This is a genomic window from Legionella lansingensis (genome assembly GCF_900187355.1).
In the GTDB taxonomy this organism is placed as follows: Bacteria; Pseudomonadota; Gammaproteobacteria; order Legionellales; family Legionellaceae; genus Tatlockia; species Tatlockia lansingensis.
Genome location: NZ_LT906451.1, coordinates 2,878,584 through 2,897,195 on the forward strand (window position 1 = coordinate 2,878,584; position 18,612 = coordinate 2,897,195).

Sequence of the window (18,612 nt, forward strand, 5' to 3'; positions counted from 1 at the left end):
AGAGAAATCTGATATAACCTTACACCTCCTTCAGTTTGCCGTCTGTAATATGAATAATCCTGTCGGCCATCATGGCAAAATTGGGGTCATGTGTAACCACTACCACAGCTCGCTGATGTTGGTGAGCGAGTTCTCTTAAGATGATTTGCACATTTTCACTAGACGCTGTATCGAGATTTCCAGTGGGCTCATCTGCCAAAATGAGAAAAGGTTCATTTGCTAAGGCGCGAGCGATAGCCACACGTTGACTTTGCCCCCCAGAAAGTTGCTTAGGTAGTTTGTGTAATTGCTCTTCTAAACCTAATTTAATCAATAAACGGGTAGCGCGACTTTGCATCAATTGCCAAGATAATTTCCCCATGCGTTGCATGGGCAGCATGACATTTTCCAAAGCAGTAAATTCGGGTAATAAAAAATGGAATTGAAAAACAAAACCTAATTGGGAGAGTCTAATGTCCGCTAATTTATCCTCGGAATAAGCTGAAGTGTCTTCTCCCTGCAACCAGATTTTGCCACTGCTCGGCCTATCTAGTAGTCCTAATAAATAAAGCAAAGAGGATTTCCCTGATCCGGAGGGACCCGCTATGACAACAAATTCTCCTTGTTGGATTTCAAGATTAATATCACTGACTAAGGTAACAGGTACTTCACCTGCCAAATACCGTGTGAGACTCTCGGTTCTCATGATAACGGTCATCATATGCTCCCGCGAAGAATATCAACAGGCTCCACAGAGGCTGCCTTACGCGCCGGGAGTAAAGCAGCAATGACGGCCGCAACCATGGCAAAGGCGCTGGCGATTAAAAACTGTAGATAGCTCCAATCCAATGGCATGCCAATAAGCTCAGAGCTTCCAGGAGGCTTAAATTTAACTTGCATGAGGGCATACATTAATAAACTTCCCAGGGGCAAACCGAACAAGCAGCCCACCAAACCGAGAATTAAGCCTTGAATCAAAAAAATAAGCTGCACGTCATGTCGGTGAAACCCCATGGACTTCAAAATAGCAATGTCACGATGCTTTTCCATCACCACCGTAGAGATAACATTGTAAATACCAAAGGCAGCAACAATCAGTACAGCACTTACGACGCTATACATGATGATGTTACGAATCACCAAGGTATTCAATAAATCCTCAGATTTTTCTTGCCAAGAAATGGTCTTATAGCCAATTTGCTTCTCGATTTTGGATGCTAATGCATAAGCCTCATAAGGATCGCTGATTTTAATGACAATATTGTTTGCCCGATGTGGACGATTAAGAAGCGCTTGCGTGCGCTTAAGGCTAGTAAAGGCTTGTGTATTATCGTAATCAGAACGACCTGTCCGAAAAATCCCAAGGATTTTAAATGTTCTCACCTGACCCGTAGGAGCAGTGACCGTAATATTGTCACCCATCGTAAGAGATAACTTTTGTGCTAATTCACTCCCTATAATGATACCATCTTGATTAACAATCAAATTATCGATCGTGCCTGAAACCATGTAGTTTTCGATGGTGGAAACCTTTTTAATTTCTTCTGGAAGCATACCGTTTAAGGTGATGGACAAATCCTTCCCCGCAAAACTCACCAAGGCCTGGCCAACCAATACCGGCGACACAATAAACCCCGGTAAGCGCTCTAAATAGTTAAGAACTTGTTCGTAACCACGTATACCACGAATTTCAGTTAATGGCTTAACATTGCGAAGTTCAATAACACCATCCTTATAAATTTGCTCCACAGGTTGCAATCGAGGATGCCGATACTCGTCCACAATAGTGATATGCGGTGAATTATCAATTAACCTTTTGATAAAATCTTTTTCAGAGCCTTGCATCAAAGAAGAAATCGTCAAGAAAAATCCCGCACCCAGAACAATTCCCAGAAGAGAAACTAAACTTTGGCGTTTACGGGCAAGTAAATGCTTAAGAGCGATAATCAAAAAGAGCTTCATTCTTTTTCCTGCTCGACGAGAACAGGGCGCATGCGCTGTCCTTCTTGCAATGTTTCATTAGGATATAAAACAACTAGATCATCTGCTTTTACGCCTTTTAAAATTTCTACTTGCTTTAATCCTTTAGCACCGATAGTGACAGGAATTTGCATCAGTCGTCCTTGTCGCACTATCCAAACTTTATTTTGGACAACAGCTGTTGCAGGCAATAAGAGTGCATTCTTTTTTTCATGAAAAATAATGTTCGTTTCAGCGGTCATGCCAATCAGTAATGGCGTATCCCGGGTCAAACTTATTCTCACGCGATAACTTCGAGCAATGGGATCGCCTTTGGGAGTAATACTTTGAACTTTGCCCCAAAAAATTTGATTTGGGAAAGCATCCGCACGAATTAATACTTTTTGGCCTAAACGTACACTAGCAATATCTTCTTCATCTACCTCTGTCGAAATCCGCAAGGGAGCACAGCAGGATAGCCAGAATACGGCTTGATTGGCAGGAATTAATTGCCCGATTTCTCCATCTCGACGGATAATCTGTCCATCAGCAGGTGCCACTAATTTCAAATAGCCAATTTGTGCTTCAACACTCTGCACCTCGGCACTAGCTGCTTTCCATTCTGCTTCGGTACGATCATATTCATCCTTGGATACCATGCCTTGCTTAACCAGCTTGGTGTTACGCTCGTATCTCTTTCTAGCTAATTCTTCACGTTCTTTTAATTGATTTAACGTTTGCTGCAGGTGTGCATCCTCTAACTGTGCCAGTACCTGCCCTTTGACCACTCTGCCACCTTCATCCACATTTAATTTAATTAGGCGCGCAGAAATGTGAGTAGAAATTGGCATCATCACTGTGGGCTCAACCGTTCCTGTTGCATAAGCAGCCTGAACAGCAGTTCCATGCATAGGATGAACAACCTCTATTCTTTTATAGGGCAATAAATTCCAACCAAGCCATCCTGCAAGGAACAATGTTACAATGATTAAAAATTTCTTCATAAGCTGCCAATTCAGGGAGTGCTATGCCAATCCAGTAGCAATTTGCCTTAATCATGCAAAGCAAATACTATTCCTTTAATTCGTTTGCTTCATCACTTAAGTCCCGAAACAGAAAAGCGTCGTCTATCATGTAAGCGAAGGGCGGTTAAATGGCCTCCCCAGAGACAACCCGTATCAATGGCATAAATCTTGGGATCAGGCGACTTACCTTCCAAGGCCGCCCAATGACCAAACACAATATCAGGTTCGATTGGTTTACGGCCCGGCACCTCATACCAAGGAACATGATTTGCTGGTGCTGCTTTTATTGTTCCTTTATATGCTAACAGCAAACAGCCTTGCGGGTCACAAAAACGCATGCGAGTAAAATAATTGGTGATTGCTCGCCAACGTGAGATGCCTGTCAACTCATCAGACCAACAAGCGGGTTCATTACCATACATATGGGTAAAAAAATCTCGATAATTTTCACCCGCTATAACGGCTTCTAACTCCTGAGCATTACGCTTTGCCTCAGCTAAATCCCAAACGGGAGCTATGCCAGCATGGCACATAACGATATTAAAGGTACTGTCATGATATAAGATAGATTGTTTACGCAGCCAATGCCCTAACTCTTCTCCATCACTCGCAGATAAAACGGCATGCAAGCTATCATCAGGATTCCACTTAGGATGCCCCCCAAATAATTTATTTAATAAATGCAAGTCATGATTTCCCAACGTTATATAGGGGGTAAGAGGTAAGTTTTTAACGAAGCGCAGTACTTCAAGTGACTGTGGCCCGCGATTAACCAAATCACCAACAAACCATAAACGGTCAGCTTTGTCATCAAAATGAAGATATTCTAGCAAACGCTGCAACGGCTCATAACACCCCTGTATATCCCCAATAACATACTCAGGCACCGTTAGTAACTCCTGGTTTCAATGTTGCCTGAAGAGAGGAAGATGGGATTTGTTGCCATTGTCCTGACGCACTCAAATGAGGCAGCGCATTGACCGCATAGGTAGCCTGCTGCCGGGTAAAATGACTAGTAAACTGGGCTTGATGAATAACTTCGGTTGCCGAGACAACACTGCTCTTGCCCGTATTTAAATTGTAAACGTGCATCTGCGCTGGTAATGCTACTGCATAATCGGCAAAAACAACACCACGATGCATTTGTTGGTTGTTAGCTTGCTCAAAGCTTGACGTGATATCACCATCAGGACCCAAGCGATGTAGACCAAGAGATAAAAAGCCATTTTGTGCAGCTTGCCAATTCTTAAATTCTGGATGCTCTCTTACAAAGAGTTTAAACATATCCACTGACATCAGCATGCCACCCGGGACCATGAATAGAGGGGCTTTATTGACCATGATGCGCCCACTTTCTAAAGCTTTGGTTAACCATTGGATAAATTCAATGCCAATCTGTTGCTCGATTTCTGAAATTGATTCCGGTACGCCACCAGCAAACGTACTAACACGACCATAACGTCCACCACCTCGAGAACCGTAATTTTTAACCATCAGCTGGTTAAAGTAGCGTTGAAGGGCAATCGCATTGGCACGGATTAAAATCGCTCCGAGTGTCCCTGCTCCTTGTAGATCCTCATTCAATAAAGCCAACCAAACGGCTAGCACCTGTGGATTTGAAGCAAGCCAACTAAAACCACTAACAGGCATTAACAAACGAGCAAGCAACAGATTAAGCCGGCGACGAAAGTCCTCATCTGACTCCTTCAAGAATTCATAACTGTAGTGGCTTCCCACAGAGACCAAGCTTTCCAGCAAAGGGTTCCATTGCTTTAAGAATTGGCCATTGTTGTCATATAAAGCAATACTGAAATCAATCTGAAGCTTACCTATCCCTTGTAAGATAGCTGCAGAGAATAGCGCATATTGCCATAATTTCTGCTCTTCAGATAATTCATCCTGACTCTCTTTCATCACATATTGCTTGAATAAAGAAAGAGCTGCCTCAGTTCGATTTAAGGCATGATCTAACAAACCACCTTGCTGAGAGTAGTAGCTATTCGCTGTCTCAGGCAGATTTTGACAATGATTAACCAAGTTGTGGATTAGGCTCAAACACAAACTATCAAAGCGCGAGTCCTCTAAGGCACTGGCTTCTCTAATTTGCGTCAATAATGTCTTTCGCTTGTCTTCTGCTAATATAAGCGGAGATTGTACGATGCGAGTTAACTCGCTTAGAGATTTTGCGTGTGACAACTTAGTTTTTTTTCCGTAGCGGTGAAACAAGGTTTACCTCCAAGATCCGGCATGTACTATAATTTTACACTAATTGTTCACAAATTTCGCTATCCGCACATAATCTTCAACAGCGATTTGCTCAGGTCGCAAAACTGGATCAACACCTAGCGCAGCCAGTTCGGCTGCACTGAGTACAGACTTTAAATTATTGGCAAGCGTTTTACGTCGCATCGAAAACGCTTGTGCTACTAAACGCTCCAATTCTTTTGGATTAACATGCGAGTAGGGCGATACCAAATAGGGTTTTAAACGCACTATCGCCGAATCAACTTTGGGCTTTGGGTAAAAAGCGTCCGGCGGAACATCGAACAAATACTCCACCTCACAATGATATTGTACCATCACAGTTAATCGTCCATAAGCTTTACTTCCTGGCACAGCCGCTAAACGAAGAACAATCTCTTTTTGTAGCATAAAATGCATATCATCAATAAACTCGGCATACTTAAGCAGGTGGAATAATAAGGGGGTGGAAATATTATAGGGTAAATTACCTATCACACGCAGGTGTGACCCCCACTGACTGTAGTCAACCGTTAATGCATCTGCTGAAATTAAGTTCAATTTGTCCGTAGCTATGGGCATTTGCATTAAATGCGCATGTAAATCCTGATCAATTTCAATGGCTACCAAATGATGCAATCGTTTTAGCAGAGGCTCCGTTAAAGCACCTAACCCCGGGCCAATTTCAATCACTTTATCATTTTCTTGCACATTTACTGCACTCAAAATTTGATTAATAATCCGTTTATCTCGCAAAAAATTTTGGCCAAAGCGTTTACGCGGACGATGCTTCACTTACTTCACCTAAAAATCAAAGAAAAATTATAGCAAATTTAATTGAATAATGGAGAATTTTTTTCAATCTTATTAGGTAGATAAAGGATAAAAAATACTATCGCTTTATAAAGCAGACATGATAATTTTGAACACATGATCACATAAAATTTTACAAAAAATGCTTAATTATTTATTGGAACTGCGTCGCCGCGCCTTATGGGTAATTTTCTTCTTTTTTGTCTTTTTTTTATTATTTTTTTACTTTGCCAACGATCTGTTTACCGCTTTGGTGACTCCCCTATTAGGTGCATTAAGCGCTAAAGATTCACTCATTGCCACCCAAATTACCTCACCAGTGTTTACACCGATTAAGCTGGCCGCTGATACAGCCTTGTTGTGCACAGCGCCATTTGCCTTGCTGCAAATATGGCAATTCATTGCTCCCGGGCTTTACCGTCATGAGCGTTATAACCTTCGTGCAGCGATCACCATGAGTGTGGTGCTCTTTTTTCTAGGAATGTTATTTTGTTTTTATATTGTATTACCCTTCATGTTTCATTTTTTTGCCAAAGCAGTCCCTTTAGGTGTTAGGTTATTACCGGATATGACGTACGCATTAGACTTCATTACGCGCATGCTCTTATTGTTTGGCTTATGCTTTCAAGTTCCTTTGGTGTGCGTCACTTTAGTGCGACTAGGATGGGTTGAACTTGCTCTGTTGAGAAAAGTAAGGCCTTATATCATTGTTGCTGCCTTTACCATCGGAATGCTCCTCACCCCGCCCGATGTCTTTTCCCAAATCATGCTGGCTGTGCCTCTTTGCCTATTGTATGAGTTGGGACTTTTCCTTGCTGCGATGAAAACGTACCGTTCTGAAACGTAAGAGCATTATGGTATAGTAACGACAAAGAATGAATTCATTGAGAGTTTAATGAAAGAAATCAAGTTATCATCGTATTTAAATAAAGTTGGGTTAGCTGAAACAAACTTAATGGATTTATCGCCAGTTGCTCGACTAAATACACTCTATACTGCACATCTTTTGACTTTTTCTTATAGCAATGTGAAATTAAGACAGGCCTCATGGGAACATCCACTGAAACGAAAATTGCGTTTTGAGGATTATAAAAACGTATTTTTCGAACCCGTAGGAGGATATTGTTTTCAACTTGCAGCGTTGTTAAAAGATGTATTGATAAAATTAGAATATACTGTTGATGTTTGCGAAGCACGTGTTTTAATGGGGGCTGAAGTAAATGCAAAAGAGATACTTCAATTACCACCGACACATTTGGTTTTGAAAGTTACGATAGGGGAGCAGTCATATTTTCTCGATCCTGGCTTAGGCAATCAATCTCCCAGATTGCCCATTCTAGTTACCGGTAGAGACGAATCTGTGATTCAGCCGCCCGATGAATTTCGATTTTATTATTTAGAGCAAGAAAAACTCTACGTACTTGAAAGAATGACAGAGAAAGGATGGTTGCGCCTAATACAGACTGATTTATGCCCGCTAAAACAAGCTAAAATAGAGTTTAATTTAATGCAACTAGAGCAGCACGTACCTACACTCGGTATCCGGGATGAGAAATTTGTCATGGGTCGTGTACTGCCACAAGGACGTTGCTCTTTGTTCTGGCTTGCCTCATCTAAGCAATTAAAATACATAGAAAAAACGACAACAGAAAACAAAGAAGAAATATTGACAGATTACGACAGAGCCGCACAGCTCGTACAAGATAAATTCAATATTCAAACGACCTCAAAAGAACTTGAAAAATGTTGCACCTCTAATAAAAATAAAAGAGGTTTTTTGTTTTTTGATCATAAGCCTCGGCATCGATGGACTGTGGAGTTTCCTTTGAATGAACGTACAATATCATCTATGCAGTCTAATTTAGTTTAATTAAAGTGATTTGCTAACCAAATGACAATCGGATTCAAAACACTGCGCATGGAGGCAATGATTAGCAAAATTCCAAGCACAAAATACCTATCAACATAATAAAATATCCCGAACTGGCTTGGAATAAAAGGTCCCAGCTCAAGCAACCAACGACGAATGGCAGCACAAACAGGTAAGTACATTAGTACTACAATCTCTAGGTACAATCGGGCTTCCATGAGGTTGCCAAACAGTAACAAACAAAGAAAATAAAAAAGCGTCACATAACGCAGCGGTCGGTATTGCAAGGGAATATAGTCATAAAAAACGAACCAGAATAGAGGCAACCCCGCAAAACAAAACAGAAACAAAATAATCTGTTCCTCATTAAATAGCCAAATTAAGTTGGCTGCGAAATGCGTATAAGTAGGGTACTTGAAATAAAACTCCACAAATGTGCCAGGCAGGTTTTGCACCCAAAATAGGATAATCATGCGCGCTAGAATGTAGGCGAATGTCGCCAAGAGCGTTGATTGGATAATTGAGCGTAATTTTTGCCAATGCAAAGCAGGGAGCATAAGGAGCAATAACAAACTACTTTCCCTGTTTAAAGTGGCGACAAACACCAGTGGAATAAAATATAGCCATCGTGAGCGCAAACAGAAAAAAAATCCCGCTGTTATAAAAAGGAGGGACGCACTATCGTAAGGATAGTAATAAGTAGCTTGACTACCTATAGTAAAACGATAGTTCACCACTGTAATTAGCGGTAAAAGTAAAAAAAACAACCAACTGAGCAGCCTAGCTTGACTACGCGAAAATTCCTGGCAAAGCAGTTTAAACAAAACATAATAGAAGAGACCATTTATAGCTAGCTCTATGATAAAAAATAAATTATTTGCAGCAAGGGGTAGAAAGAGCGATAGAAAATGTGCAATTGCCGGGATAAGCAGCCGCTGACCAAAAGGTAGACGGGCAGAAAAATTCATGAGTTTTTCTAACGTTGCATCTGGGTACTGACCGGTCAGATTCAAATGCATAAAAGTATAACCAAGAATCAGAATGGTGGTCATAAATTTGAATTTATAACCTAAAAAATCCTTACTCATCTATGTCCATTTTACATTCAAGATTCGTCGAGGCTAACCGATATCACAATAAAAAGGCAAGAACTAGAAGTCACTGGTCAAAACCAGGAGAAGGCGATGAAGTTAGCAAAATTCAATGTAGGTGATCGAGTCATTCATAAACGACATGGCTATCGCGCTGTCGTTATTGATGTGGATCCCTTTTTTCAAGCTTCTGGCCGCTATAATCCGCAAGTGAGTAAACGCGAGTTTGCCACTCGCAACCCCTGGTATCGGCTTTTGGTCGATGAGAGTAGTCAAATGACTTATGTTGAGGAATGTCTACTTAGGAGCGATCCAAGTAAGCAAACCATCAACAATCCCAAGCTGCAAAATTATTTAGAAGAAAGTGAAGGAGAGTATCATAGTAATACACGTCGACATTAGGGAGCGCCCCTAGGTATGTCGTAGCATGAATACTAAAAATGCGATAAAGACAATCAAAATCAGTCCTAAAATACCCATGGTCGAAAAGCTCTTGCTAAGATTTTCTCGACTGAATAGCTCAGGCCGTCCCTTAATTGTACGAAATAAAATCCAGACGATAAGTCCTGCCCCGATTAAGCCCAATATTTGATATAGTGTTTCCATTACTCACTTCCTTTCGTTTCAAAATCAAAAGCATCTGAAAATAGTTGCTCTCGCTTTACCCCATGACGTAACAAAACATCCCTGATGACATAAACCATATCAAACGGTCCCGCAATGACGATTTGCCAATTCTGCAGATGATTTGCATGATGATCGAGAATCACTGAGGCCAATGTTTCCTTGCTTGTATTGGATAGCAAAGAAAAATAACGAAAATGTTCTACATGAGCCTGCCATTGCATCACTTTTTCATCCATGTATAGGTCGCTCTGTGAGCGAGCGCCCCAAAATAATTCGAAAGAGCGCTTATCGCCTGTGGCTAATAATTGCTCGATCATTGCCTTAATTGGAGCAAATCCGGTGCCACCAGCAATAAATAAAATCGGTTTATTAGCAGATAATCTGGTAAGATGACAACTACCCAGAGGAACACGAATCCTAACAGCGCCTTTTTTTCTGATGTCAGCAAGGAGTTGTTGATTGCCGACGTTCTCCTGACTATGGCGGATATGTAATTCGTAGTGATGTGATCCCAAAGGCGCATTCGCTATGGAATAACTGAGTTCCTCATCCGCAGAAATAATTTGTAAGTATTGTCCAGCTTGATAATCAATGTACTTTTCGGGCTTTAACATAACTTGCAAGATGCTATCTGTCAGAGGATTCACCTGTTCTACCTGGGCGATGGTTAATTGATTCATAGATTTTCTAGCCCCAGCTCCGACCAATAGTTATCTACGCGTTGCAAGGTGTCTTTATCCATAACAATTGCCTGTCCCCACTCTCTTTGTGTTTCTCCTTGCCACTTTGCGGTGGCATCCATACCCATTTTTGATCCCAATCCAGAAACAGGAGAAGCAAAATCGAGATAGTCAATAGGGGTGTTATCCATCATCACTGTATCACGTGAAGGATCCACGCGCGTAGTTATGGCCCAAATCACATCTTGCCAATTTCGCGCATCAATATCATCGTCGCAAACAATAACAAATTTTGTGTACATAAATTGTCTTAAAAATGACCAAACTGCCATCATGATCCGTTTAGCGTGACCGGGATATTGCTTCTTGATAGTAACCACCGCCAATCGGTAAGAGCATCCTTCTGGTGGCAAATAAAAATCCACGATTTCGGGGAATTGTTTTTGCAATAGTGGAATGAAGACCTCGTTTAATGCTAACCCCAAAATAGCAGGTTCATCAGGCGGTCGGCCAGTGTAGGTACTATGATAAATGGGTTCTTTACGATGGGTTAAGCGCTCAATAGTAAATACTGGAAAGCGTTGTACTTCATTGTAGTAACCCGTGTGATCACCAAAAGGCCCTTCCAGAGCTTCAACACCGGGTTCAATATAACCCTCCAGAATAATTTCAGCGCTTGCAGGAACATGCAAATCGTTATTGCCTAAACAGGAAACGAGCTGAGTGCGCTGCCCTCGCAATAGACCAGCAAAAGCATACTCTGACAATGTATCTGGAATAGGAGTCACTGCTGCCAATAACGTTGCCGGGTCAGCCCCTAAGGTAACGACAACTGGAAAACGCTCTCCAGGATAAGCATCTTGCCAAGCGTGATAATCCAAAGCTCCACCACGGTGTGATAACCACCGCATGATCAATTTATTTTTTCCAAGCAGCTGTTGACGATATATGCCTAAATTCTGACGGGATTGATAAGGTCCTTTGGTCGTTACCAATCCCCAAGTGATCAGAGGAGCCACATCGCCTGGCCAACAGGTTTGGATGGGTAGACGCGTAAGATCCACTTCATCTTTTTCCCAAACATATTCCTGGCAAGGAGCGCTAGACACATACTTGGGCGCCATATTTAAGGCTTGTTTTAATAAGGGCAATTTGTTAAATGCATCTTTAAAACCTTTGGGCGGTTCAGGTTCTTTTAACGCGGCCAATAATTTACCTACCTCCCTTAAGGCAGCAAGGTTTTCTTCCCCCATGCCCAAGGCCACACGTTCAACCGTACCAAATAAATTAGTAAGCACAGGAATATTGTTTGCTTTAGGGTTGGTGAACAAAAGTGCCGGTCCGCCTGCACGCAATACTTTATCGCTAACAGCGGTCATTTCAAGGTAGGGAGAGACAGGATAGGAAATGCGCTGAAGTAAACCTCGGCTCTCTAGTTGAGTAATAAAATCACGAAGATCGGCATATTTCATGGCAACGTTATTTAGATAAAATTCTGCTGATTATGTCACAGGGTCAGGGATGCTGCATCTCACGATATTGTTCACAAGCTCCCCCCTCGCCCGACGCGCTACACACGTCACCTCTCACAAGGGGAGAGGGTAGGGTGAGGGGCACTATAATTTTTACTCTTGACGCTTCATTGCTTCAAAAAATTCCGCATTCGTTTTGTGATTCTTCATGCGCTCGAGTAAGAATTCTATAGCGTCACATTCATCCATGGATTGCAGAATCTTGCGCAAAATCCAGGTGCGATGTAGTTCTTCAGGAGTTAATAAGAGATCTTCACGACGCGTACCAGAGCGATTGATATTAATGGCGGGGAATACTCGTCGCTCAGCGATATTGCGACTTAAATGAATTTCCATATTACCGGTTCCCTTAAATTCTTCATAGATGACTTCATCCATCTTTGATCCGGTATCAACCAGCGCTGTGGCAATAATGGTTAAGCTACCACCTTCTTCAATATTTCGTGCCGCTCCATAAAGACGTTTAGGCCGTTGTAAGGCATTAGCGTCAACACCCCCTGTTAATACCTTTCCTGAGGCAGGAACGACCGTATTATAGGCACGAGCTAAACGTGTGATTGAATCCAACAAGACCACAACATCTCGTTTATGCTCCACTAGACGTTTTGCTTTTTCTATGACCATTTCTGCAACTTGAACATGCCGATTTGCAGGTTCATCGAAGGTACTGGCAACGACCTCTCCTTTCACCGAACGCTGCATCTCTGTCACTTCTTCAGGTCGCTCATCAATCAATAGAACAATCAAATAACATTCGGGATAATTTTTCTCAATCGAATGGGCAATGTTTTGCAACATCAATGTCTTACCCGCTTTGGGTGGGGAGACAATAAGACCGCGCTGACCACGACCAAAAGGAGCACACAAATCGATAACCCGGGCAGTCAAATCCTCCGTGCTGCCATTTCCTTGTTCCATGACCAAACGCTCATCAGCGAATAAAGGCGTCAAGTTCTCAAATAAGATTTTTCGCTTAGCGCTCTCAGGTGAGTCATAATTGATTTGATCAACCTTAAGTAAAGCAAAATAACGCTCATTATCTTTGGGAGGTCGAATTTTTCCGGTTATTGTATCCCCAGTGCGTAGACCAAAGCGTCTGATTTGACTAGGAGAGACATAGATATCATCAGGACCCGCTTGATAAGAGCCATCTTCAGAGCGCAAGAAACCAAAACCATCGGTTAATACTTCTAAGACGCCACCGCCTAGAATATCTTCGCCTTTGTGGGAATGGGCTTTAAGAATAGCAAAAAGGATATCTTGTTTACGCATGCGGGAGGTATTTTCAGCCCCCATTTCCTGTGCGATATTGACAAGATCGGCAATAGGTAATTGCTTAAGTTCACTAAGATTCATACTTCTCACTTGATGTGTTGGTTAAACGAAATGGATTTTTCCGAGATAATTTATGGAAGGACAGCTTGGGAAGCTGCTGCCAGAGGCAATCCCTAAGTTCGCCAGTCTCAATACTCATTTTAGCACAACTGCGCAACGATTTTTGAATAGAATACAGTTGTAGACAATCAGAGTAACCTGGAGTGGCAGCCTGAGGAACGGCCACACTTGAAAGATCAGCTTACCATAGTCCATCAAGCAGATCCACTATTATTTTCATCCTTCCTCAGACAAAATTAAAATAATACGGAATCAGACATTACTCTCAACAAAAGCACTTAACTGTGATTTAGTGAGTAAGCCCATTTTAACTGCTTCAACTTGACCATTTTTAAATAAGATCAACGTTGGGATACTCATGACGCCATATTTTGAAGGGGTCTGAGGGTTTTCGTCAATATTGAGTTTTGCGAAAGTAATATTCTCGTTATGAGAAGCAGCGACTTCCTCCAGAATAGGTGTCAAAGCACGACAAGGACCACACCACTCAGCCCAAAAGTCGACCAATACTGGTTTACCAGAATTCAAAACATCCTGCTCAAAGCTGGCGTCAGTTATCGTTTTAATATTAGCGCTCATGAATCACCTTTTGTTATTGAAAATTGATTGACAAACATTATAGATCACCGTAAACAGCTTGCAACACGCTCAGCGCCGCAATAGCCGCTGTTTCAGTTCGTAAAATCCGCGGACCCAATGATAATGGTCTGAAATCATAAGATAGAATATATTTGATTTCCTGTTCACTGAAACCACCCTCAGGCCCAATTAACAATACAACATTCATATCGTCAAAGCTATAATCCCGCCAGGTTTTCATTGTCCCCGGGTGGAGAACGAATTTTACTGCCGAGGCATTTTGCTGCAAATAATCATGCAAACTGCGAATAGCCTCTATCCTTGGCAGTTGATTACGGCCTGATTGCTCGCAAGCCGCTACCGCTATGGCTTGCCACTGCGCTAGCTTTTTTTCCATCCGTTCTTCATCGAGCTTAATCACTGAACGTTCAGTGATTAAAGGGGTAATTGAAGACACACCAAGCTCGACCGCTTTTTGGACGACAAACTCCATTCGCTCTCCTTTAGAGACGGCTTGGGCCAAATGAATGTGTTTTGGTGATTCTCTGTTGACTAGCCGCTCACTCAGAACGGAAACAATCACTTTTTTCTTATGAACGGAATCTATCAAGGCCTCAAATTCACGGTTATCACCACAAAACAAAGTAATTTTTTCCCCTGGCTGCATGCGCAATACCACACCAACATGTTGCCCTTGAGCAGGAGCTAACTCAAGTTTTTGTCCTTTGGTATAGTTACCAGGCTGATAAATACGAACTTCTCTCACATTGACTCTCTAGGGTAGCCTTCTCAAGGGAGAATGTTTACCAAACTGTGTCATCCCCGCGTAGGGGGGATCCATCCTGATTAAAACTTCGTGTCATTCCAGAATGGATTCCCGCCTGCGCGGGAATGACACAATTTAATGAACGGTCTCTATCAAGGCCTAATGTCATTTTAGCAAGCTAGTATACGACATCCATTTTTAAAGTTAATTATCATTTCGTGCTGTGCTAGAATTCTTTTTTTCAGGAAAGAGGTCATCATGAGCACCACACGTATTGAAACAGATAGTATGGGGGAGATTACTGTTGCTGCCGATAAGTATTGGGGAGCACAAACCGAACGTTCGTTACATCATTTCAACATTGGTCGCGATCTCATTCCGCGTGAAGTCACTCATGCATTCGGCATCTTAAAAAAAGCGGCTGCACTCACGAACCTTGAATTGGGCAAGCTACCTAAAGATAAAGCAGACCTGATCGTCAAAGCAGCAGAAGAAGTGCAAAAGGGCATACTGGATGAGCACTTCCCTCTCCACGTTTGGCAAACGGGCAGCGGTACTCAATCCAATATGAATGCTAATGAAGTCATTGCGAATCGCGCCATTGAAATGGCAGGAGGAGTCAGAGGAAGCAAAACGCCTATTCACCCCAATGATCACGTCAATATGTCGCAATCCTCAAATGATACTTTCCCTACGGCGATGCATATTGCAGCAGCCATCGCTATCCACGATAGATTACTACCTATTGTCCGTAATTTACGTGATGCCTTGAGCGCTAAAATGCATAAATTCAATGACATCGTAAAAATTGGACGCACCCATTTGCAAGATGCCGTCCCCTTGACATTAGGGCAAGAATTCTCAGGTTATGTTGCCCAACTTGATGCTGCTATCCATCGCATCGAAAGGATGTTACCTGAATTGTATGAGCTCGCCTTAGGAGGTACAGCCGTAGGCACCGGTTTAAATACACATCCAAAATTTGCTGCAGACGCTGCAAAACATATCGCTAAGCTGACTAATCTTCCCTTTGTTTCCGCACCGAACAAATTTGCCGCTCTAGCCTCACACGAACCTTTAGTGATGGCCCATAGCACCTTAAAAGCTTTAGCTTGTGCGCTAATGAAAATAGCAAACGATATCCGCTGGCTGGGTTCAGGACCTCGTTGTGGCCTTGGTGAATTGATTTTGCCTGAGAACGAACCCGGCTCATCCATCATGCCAGGCAAAGTGAATCCAACACAATGCGAAGCAATGACCATGGTTTGTGCACAAGTTATTGGTAATGATACAACCATTGCGGTTGCCGCAAGTCAGGGGAATTTCGAATTAAATGTCTTTAAGCCTGTAATCATTTTTAATCTCCTACACTCTCTAAACTTGCTGGCTGATAGCTGTCATTCTTTCCAAATCTTTTGTGTGGAGGGACTGGAAGCCAATCGCGCTAAAATTGATTATTACCTAAAACATTCCTTAATGTTAGTCACCGCACTCAATCAGCATATTGGCTACGACAAGGCAGCCAAAATAGCCAAGACAGCGCATTATGAAGACATCTCTCTAGAAGAAGCGGCAGTTAAACTTGGTTTTCTAACAGCAGCACAATTCAAGGAATATGTTGACCCCAAAAAAATGATATCTCCGGGTTAGTAGAATTTAAGGTCTCTGGACTTCGGCCGTGGAGAGAGTGTTTACCGGACCGTGTCATCCCCGCGTAGGCGGGGATCCATCTTGATTAAAGCCTCGTACTTCTCCAGAATGGATTCCCGCCTACGCGGGAATGACACAGTCAAATGAACAATCTCGCTAGGATAAAATTTATTTTTCTAAGCAGCGATTTAACTCCTCAACATTATTACTAAATATCCAATAGACCCCGCGGTTCAGTTCTCGATACAACCCAAACCTGGAATCGACAAATCCCACACCAACGGCTTGCTTCATCTCTTGCAGCTGCTTTATTTTGCGCTTGCTAAGCAACAAATAATGCCCTAAAACTCCTCCATAGTGTTTTTCCACACTTAGCTGACAAAATTTCTTTACATTATTAGAGCTGGCAACCAGCAACATCGCTGCTTTAGGAAAATGCGTGAGAGAAGCAAAAATAGACTCATCCAAACTTAGCAAGTGGTAATCTTCGCAAGGAATGAGTCCTTTTAAGGCTTCTACGAGATGTATTTCCGCTGTAAGTGGTGACTTAAGCTCGATGAATAAGTGCATGCGCTTGCCATAGTTGTTCACAACTTCAGTCAAACAGGGGACCTCAGGGACTAATTTATGCACGGCTGCAAACGTTAGCTCCTTAATAACAACATTTTTCCTCCACAGTCGCTTTAAGGTGGGATCATGATTTACAACCAAAACATGATCGGCAGTCTCTTGCACATCAAATTCAATTCCCCAACAACCCAATTCCAAGGCTCGAGCAAAAGCTGCATCCGTGTTTTCAATGATCGTTTTATTCCTATCATGTGCGCCACGATGTGCAATGAAACGAGCATTACCTGTAGCTTCTTGACTAGGTTTTTTACGAGGCATTCGCGCAAAAAACCAATCAACCCCTTTCTCTAGAATTTGAAGTAAATCCATGACCCATTCATCATCTTAAATTCGCAACCTCTATCATGCCCGAAATAGCAGCTATAGTTAAAGAAAATAAGAGGGCGGCCTACAGCATGATATTTTTGCTTAAGCATTGACAGCCCTATTGAACTTGAGTATTTTAGCCAACGATGCCGAGGTGGTGGAATTGGTAGACACGCTAGCTTCAGGTGCTAGTGGGGGCAACCCCGTGGAGGTTCGAGTCCTCTTCTCGGTACCAATTTTCTTGAGACTCTCTTCTTCAAACTTCAATAAAACAAGTGTACCGGGGAAGCATCAGTATATTTCCCGTATTACGCTTCGCTAATACGGGCTATGTTGATTTTAGTCTTTTGAGTGGCTTGAGGAAGTCACATGACCAAATGCTTGGCCATAGCGAATACTTTGTCCAGGGGCTAAATCTTTAAGCCAATGAACGCGTTCACCATCAGCGAATAACAACACGACAGTAGAACCTAACTTAAAGTAACCCATCTCTTCTCCTTGCAATATTTGCGTATCTAACTGCTCAGGGCCCGTATAAGTAAAATATTGCTTTTTACGAGAACGTTTCAGATCCCCATGCCAACGGGTGCCAATGGCGCCAACGATCGTTGCTCCGACTAAAACCATAGCCATTAACCCAACCTTGCTGTCAAAAAAAATAACCAATCGTTCATTGCGGGAAAATAAATAAGGGACAACACGTGCCGTTGCAGGTTGCACAGAGAACAGTCTTCCTGGAACATAGATCATCTGCTTTAAAACGGCATCCACAGGCATGTGGACGCGATGATAATCTTTAGGAGATAAATAAAGTGTCGCGAAACAGCCGTGCATAAATTGCTTACTTAAAGTTTCCTCACAAGCTAGTAATTCTTCAACAGTATAATAACGTCCCTTGGCTTGCAGGATTTGCCCTTTCTCAATGGAACCTAATTCACTAATAAAACCATCCACAGGAGAGATGATGTCCGTTTGCGCTAAAGGTCTAATACCAGGTTTTAAATGGCGAATAAAGAAGTCATTAAAGCAACTATAATTTTTAACGTTTTCTTCCAGCGCCTCATTCATATCTACAGCAAACCGTCTAATAAAATGACGAATCAACAAATTCTTAATGGCAGGTGAGCGCACGTTGGCCAACAAGCCTGCCAGACGAGTTACCACCTGTTTAGGCAAAACAAATTGTGGAAATGTTTTTAAATAATCGTTAAACATAAAAAGCAAGTCACATAATGGGTTGGTGATCATAGCGTGAAATAAACAGCTTTGTCATATTTTAACAATATTAAGGATATGATTAAACTGCAGTTCTTATGCCGACGCCCCGCGGCTTGACCGCGGGGTCCATGATATGTTCAACGATCGCTGGATCCCGCGGTCAAGCCGCGGGACGTCGGCATAAGAAAAACAAGACAGTTAATAAAAAAACCTATTTTTAATCACACCCCAATATTCGTAAAATATCTTAC

Annotated in this window: 19 protein-coding genes and 1 tRNA gene; 5 read left to right on the forward strand and 15 right to left on the reverse strand. The window is 42.2% G+C overall.

Going from position 1 to position 18,612, the window contains the following annotated elements:
• Positions 1–19 precede the first annotated feature (19 nt).
• From CKV79_RS13130 to rsmA, 6 genes are all read right to left on the reverse strand, one after another.
• On the reverse strand, positions 20–700 hold the full coding sequence (locus CKV79_RS13130; protein ID WP_028372399.1) for an ABC transporter ATP-binding protein: 681 nt from the start codon (positions 698–700) through the stop codon (positions 20–22).
• Complete coding sequence (locus tag CKV79_RS13135) at positions 697–1,941, reverse strand: ABC transporter permease (RefSeq protein WP_028372400.1); 1,245 nt, start codon at positions 1,939–1,941, stop codon at positions 697–699. Before CKV79_RS13135 ends, CKV79_RS13130 begins: the two co-directional genes overlap by 4 nt.
• A complete protein-coding gene (locus tag CKV79_RS13140; protein WP_028372401.1) occupies positions 1,938–2,942 on the reverse strand; it encodes an efflux RND transporter periplasmic adaptor subunit in 1,005 nt (334 codons plus the stop codon). Before CKV79_RS13140 ends, CKV79_RS13135 begins: the two co-directional genes overlap by 4 nt.
• A gap of 92 nt (positions 2,943–3,034) precedes the next feature.
• The gene (locus CKV79_RS13145) at positions 3,035–3,850 is read right to left on the reverse strand and encodes a symmetrical bis(5'-nucleosyl)-tetraphosphatase (protein WP_028372402.1); all 816 of its coding nucleotides are present in this window, start codon (positions 3,848–3,850) and stop codon (positions 3,035–3,037) included.
• Entirely contained in the window at positions 3,843–5,189 is a 1,347-nt protein-coding gene (locus CKV79_RS13150; RefSeq protein WP_028372403.1) for a conjugal transfer nickase/helicase domain-containing protein, read from the reverse strand. The genes CKV79_RS13145 and CKV79_RS13150 overlap by 8 nt, the downstream gene beginning before the upstream one ends.
• 39 nt (positions 5,190–5,228) lie before the next feature.
• Complete coding sequence (rsmA, locus tag CKV79_RS13155; protein WP_028372404.1) at positions 5,229–5,999, reverse strand: 16S rRNA (adenine(1518)-N(6)/adenine(1519)-N(6))-dimethyltransferase RsmA; 771 nt, start codon at positions 5,997–5,999, stop codon at positions 5,229–5,231.
• Positions 6,000–6,159: 160 nt separating this feature from the next.
• Here rsmA and tatC point away from each other — a divergent pair, with 160 nt between their 5' ends.
• Together tatC and CKV79_RS13165 are read left to right on the forward strand one after the other, a co-directional pair.
• On the forward strand, positions 6,160–6,864 hold the full coding sequence (gene tatC, locus CKV79_RS13160; RefSeq protein ID WP_028372405.1) for a twin-arginine translocase subunit TatC: 705 nt from the start codon (positions 6,160–6,162) through the stop codon (positions 6,862–6,864).
• A gap of 48 nt (positions 6,865–6,912) precedes the next feature.
• A complete protein-coding gene (locus CKV79_RS13165) occupies positions 6,913–7,887 on the forward strand; it encodes an arylamine N-acetyltransferase (RefSeq protein WP_028372406.1) in 975 nt (324 codons plus the stop codon).
• Here the strand turns inward: CKV79_RS13165 and CKV79_RS13170 are convergent.
• Positions 7,884–8,975 carry a hypothetical protein gene (locus CKV79_RS13170; RefSeq protein ID WP_028372407.1) on the reverse strand — a complete coding sequence of 364 codons (1,092 nt, stop codon included), beginning with the start codon at positions 8,973–8,975 and terminating at the stop codon, positions 7,884–7,886. The genes CKV79_RS13165 and CKV79_RS13170 overlap by 4 nt on opposite strands.
• A 96-nt stretch (positions 8,976–9,071) precedes the next feature.
• Between CKV79_RS13170 and hspQ the strand changes: the two genes are divergently transcribed.
• Complete coding sequence (gene hspQ / locus CKV79_RS13175) at positions 9,072–9,380, forward strand: heat shock protein HspQ (protein ID WP_028372408.1); 309 nt, start codon at positions 9,072–9,074, stop codon at positions 9,378–9,380.
• A 9-nt stretch (positions 9,381–9,389) separates the two neighbouring features.
• Here hspQ and CKV79_RS13180 read toward each other — a convergent pair whose 3' ends face one another.
• From CKV79_RS13180 to CKV79_RS13205, 6 genes are all read right to left on the reverse strand, one after another.
• Entirely contained in the window at positions 9,390–9,584 is a 195-nt protein-coding gene (locus CKV79_RS13180; RefSeq protein ID WP_028372409.1) for a hypothetical protein, read from the reverse strand.
• Complete coding sequence (locus CKV79_RS13185) at positions 9,584–10,285, reverse strand: NAD(P)H-flavin reductase (protein ID WP_028372410.1); 702 nt, start codon at positions 10,283–10,285, stop codon at positions 9,584–9,586. Before CKV79_RS13185 ends, CKV79_RS13180 begins: the two co-directional genes overlap by 1 nt.
• Positions 10,282–11,757 carry a 4-hydroxy-3-polyprenylbenzoate decarboxylase gene (ubiD, locus tag CKV79_RS13190; RefSeq protein WP_028372411.1) on the reverse strand — a complete coding sequence of 492 codons (1,476 nt, stop codon included), beginning with the start codon at positions 11,755–11,757 and terminating at the stop codon, positions 10,282–10,284. The genes CKV79_RS13185 and ubiD overlap by 4 nt, the downstream gene beginning before the upstream one ends.
• A 153-nt stretch (positions 11,758–11,910) precedes the next feature.
• A complete protein-coding gene (rho, locus tag CKV79_RS13195) occupies positions 11,911–13,173 on the reverse strand; it encodes a transcription termination factor Rho (protein ID WP_028372412.1) in 1,263 nt (420 codons plus the stop codon).
• A 291-nt stretch (positions 13,174–13,464) separates the two neighbouring features.
• The gene (trxA, locus tag CKV79_RS13200) at positions 13,465–13,791 is read right to left on the reverse strand and encodes a thioredoxin (RefSeq protein ID WP_028372413.1); all 327 of its coding nucleotides are present in this window, start codon (positions 13,789–13,791) and stop codon (positions 13,465–13,467) included.
• A 37-nt stretch (positions 13,792–13,828) separates the two neighbouring features.
• Positions 13,829–14,557 (reverse strand): 16S rRNA (uracil(1498)-N(3))-methyltransferase, encoded by a 729-nt coding sequence (locus tag CKV79_RS13205; protein WP_028372414.1) that lies wholly within the window; start codon positions 14,555–14,557, stop codon positions 13,829–13,831.
• A 258-nt stretch (positions 14,558–14,815) separates the two neighbouring features.
• Between CKV79_RS13205 and fumC the strand changes: the two genes are divergently transcribed.
• On the forward strand, positions 14,816–16,207 hold the full coding sequence (fumC, locus tag CKV79_RS13210; protein ID WP_028372415.1) for a class II fumarate hydratase: 1,392 nt from the start codon (positions 14,816–14,818) through the stop codon (positions 16,205–16,207).
• A 168-nt stretch (positions 16,208–16,375) separates the two neighbouring features.
• Here the strand turns inward: fumC and CKV79_RS13215 are convergent, their stop codons facing one another.
• Positions 16,376–17,146: a glycerophosphodiester phosphodiesterase gene (locus CKV79_RS13215; protein ID WP_028372416.1), complete on the reverse strand. Its 771-nt coding sequence runs from the start codon at positions 17,144–17,146 to the stop codon at positions 16,376–16,378.
• A 145-nt stretch (positions 17,147–17,291) separates the two neighbouring features.
• Here CKV79_RS13215 and CKV79_RS13220 point away from each other — a divergent pair.
• Positions 17,292–17,378: transfer RNA gene (locus CKV79_RS13220), tRNA-Leu, on the forward strand.
• Between the two features lie 104 nt (positions 17,379–17,482).
• Here CKV79_RS13220 and asd read toward each other — a convergent pair.
• Entirely contained in the window at positions 17,483–18,358 is an 876-nt protein-coding gene (gene asd / locus CKV79_RS13225; RefSeq protein ID WP_028372417.1) for an archaetidylserine decarboxylase, read from the reverse strand.
• Positions 18,359–18,612: the final 254 nt, after the last annotated feature.

Coding starts and splice junctions, on each gene's coding strand:
- CKV79_RS13130 (WP_028372399.1), bottom strand. CDS start 700: ATGATGACCGTTATCATGAGAACCGAGAGTCTCACACGGTATTTGGCA.
- CKV79_RS13135 (WP_028372400.1), bottom strand. CDS start 1,941: ATGAAGCTCTTTTTGATTATCGCTCTTAAGCATTTACTTGCCCGTAAA.
- CKV79_RS13140 (WP_028372401.1), bottom strand. CDS start 2,942: ATGAAGAAATTTTTAATCATTGTAACATTGTTCCTTGCAGGATGGCTT.
- tatC (WP_028372405.1), top strand. CDS start 6,160: ATGCTTAATTATTTATTGGAACTGCGTCGCCGCGCCTTATGGGTAATT.
- CKV79_RS13165 (WP_028372406.1), top strand. CDS start 6,913: ATGAAAGAAATCAAGTTATCATCGTATTTAAATAAAGTTGGGTTAGCT.
- CKV79_RS13170 (WP_028372407.1), bottom strand. CDS start 8,975: ATGAGTAAGGATTTTTTAGGTTATAAATTCAAATTTATGACCACCATT.
- hspQ (WP_028372408.1), top strand. CDS start 9,072: ATGAAGTTAGCAAAATTCAATGTAGGTGATCGAGTCATTCATAAACGA.
- CKV79_RS13180 (WP_028372409.1), bottom strand. CDS start 9,584: ATGGAAACACTATATCAAATATTGGGCTTAATCGGGGCAGGACTTATC.
- CKV79_RS13185 (WP_028372410.1), bottom strand. CDS start 10,285: ATGAATCAATTAACCATCGCCCAGGTAGAACAGGTGAATCCTCTGACA.
- ubiD (WP_028372411.1), bottom strand. CDS start 11,757: ATGAAATATGCCGATCTTCGTGATTTTATTACTCAACTAGAGAGCCGA.
- rho (WP_028372412.1), bottom strand. CDS start 13,173: ATGAATCTTAGTGAACTTAAGCAATTACCTATTGCCGATCTTGTCAAT.
- trxA (WP_028372413.1), bottom strand. CDS start 13,791: ATGAGCGCTAATATTAAAACGATAACTGACGCCAGCTTTGAGCAGGAT.
- fumC (WP_028372415.1), top strand. CDS start 14,816: ATGAGCACCACACGTATTGAAACAGATAGTATGGGGGAGATTACTGTT.
- CKV79_RS13215 (WP_028372416.1), bottom strand. CDS start 17,146: ATGGATTTACTTCAAATTCTAGAGAAAGGGGTTGATTGGTTTTTTGCG.
- asd (WP_028372417.1), bottom strand. CDS start 18,358: ATGTTTAACGATTATTTAAAAACATTTCCACAATTTGTTTTGCCTAAA.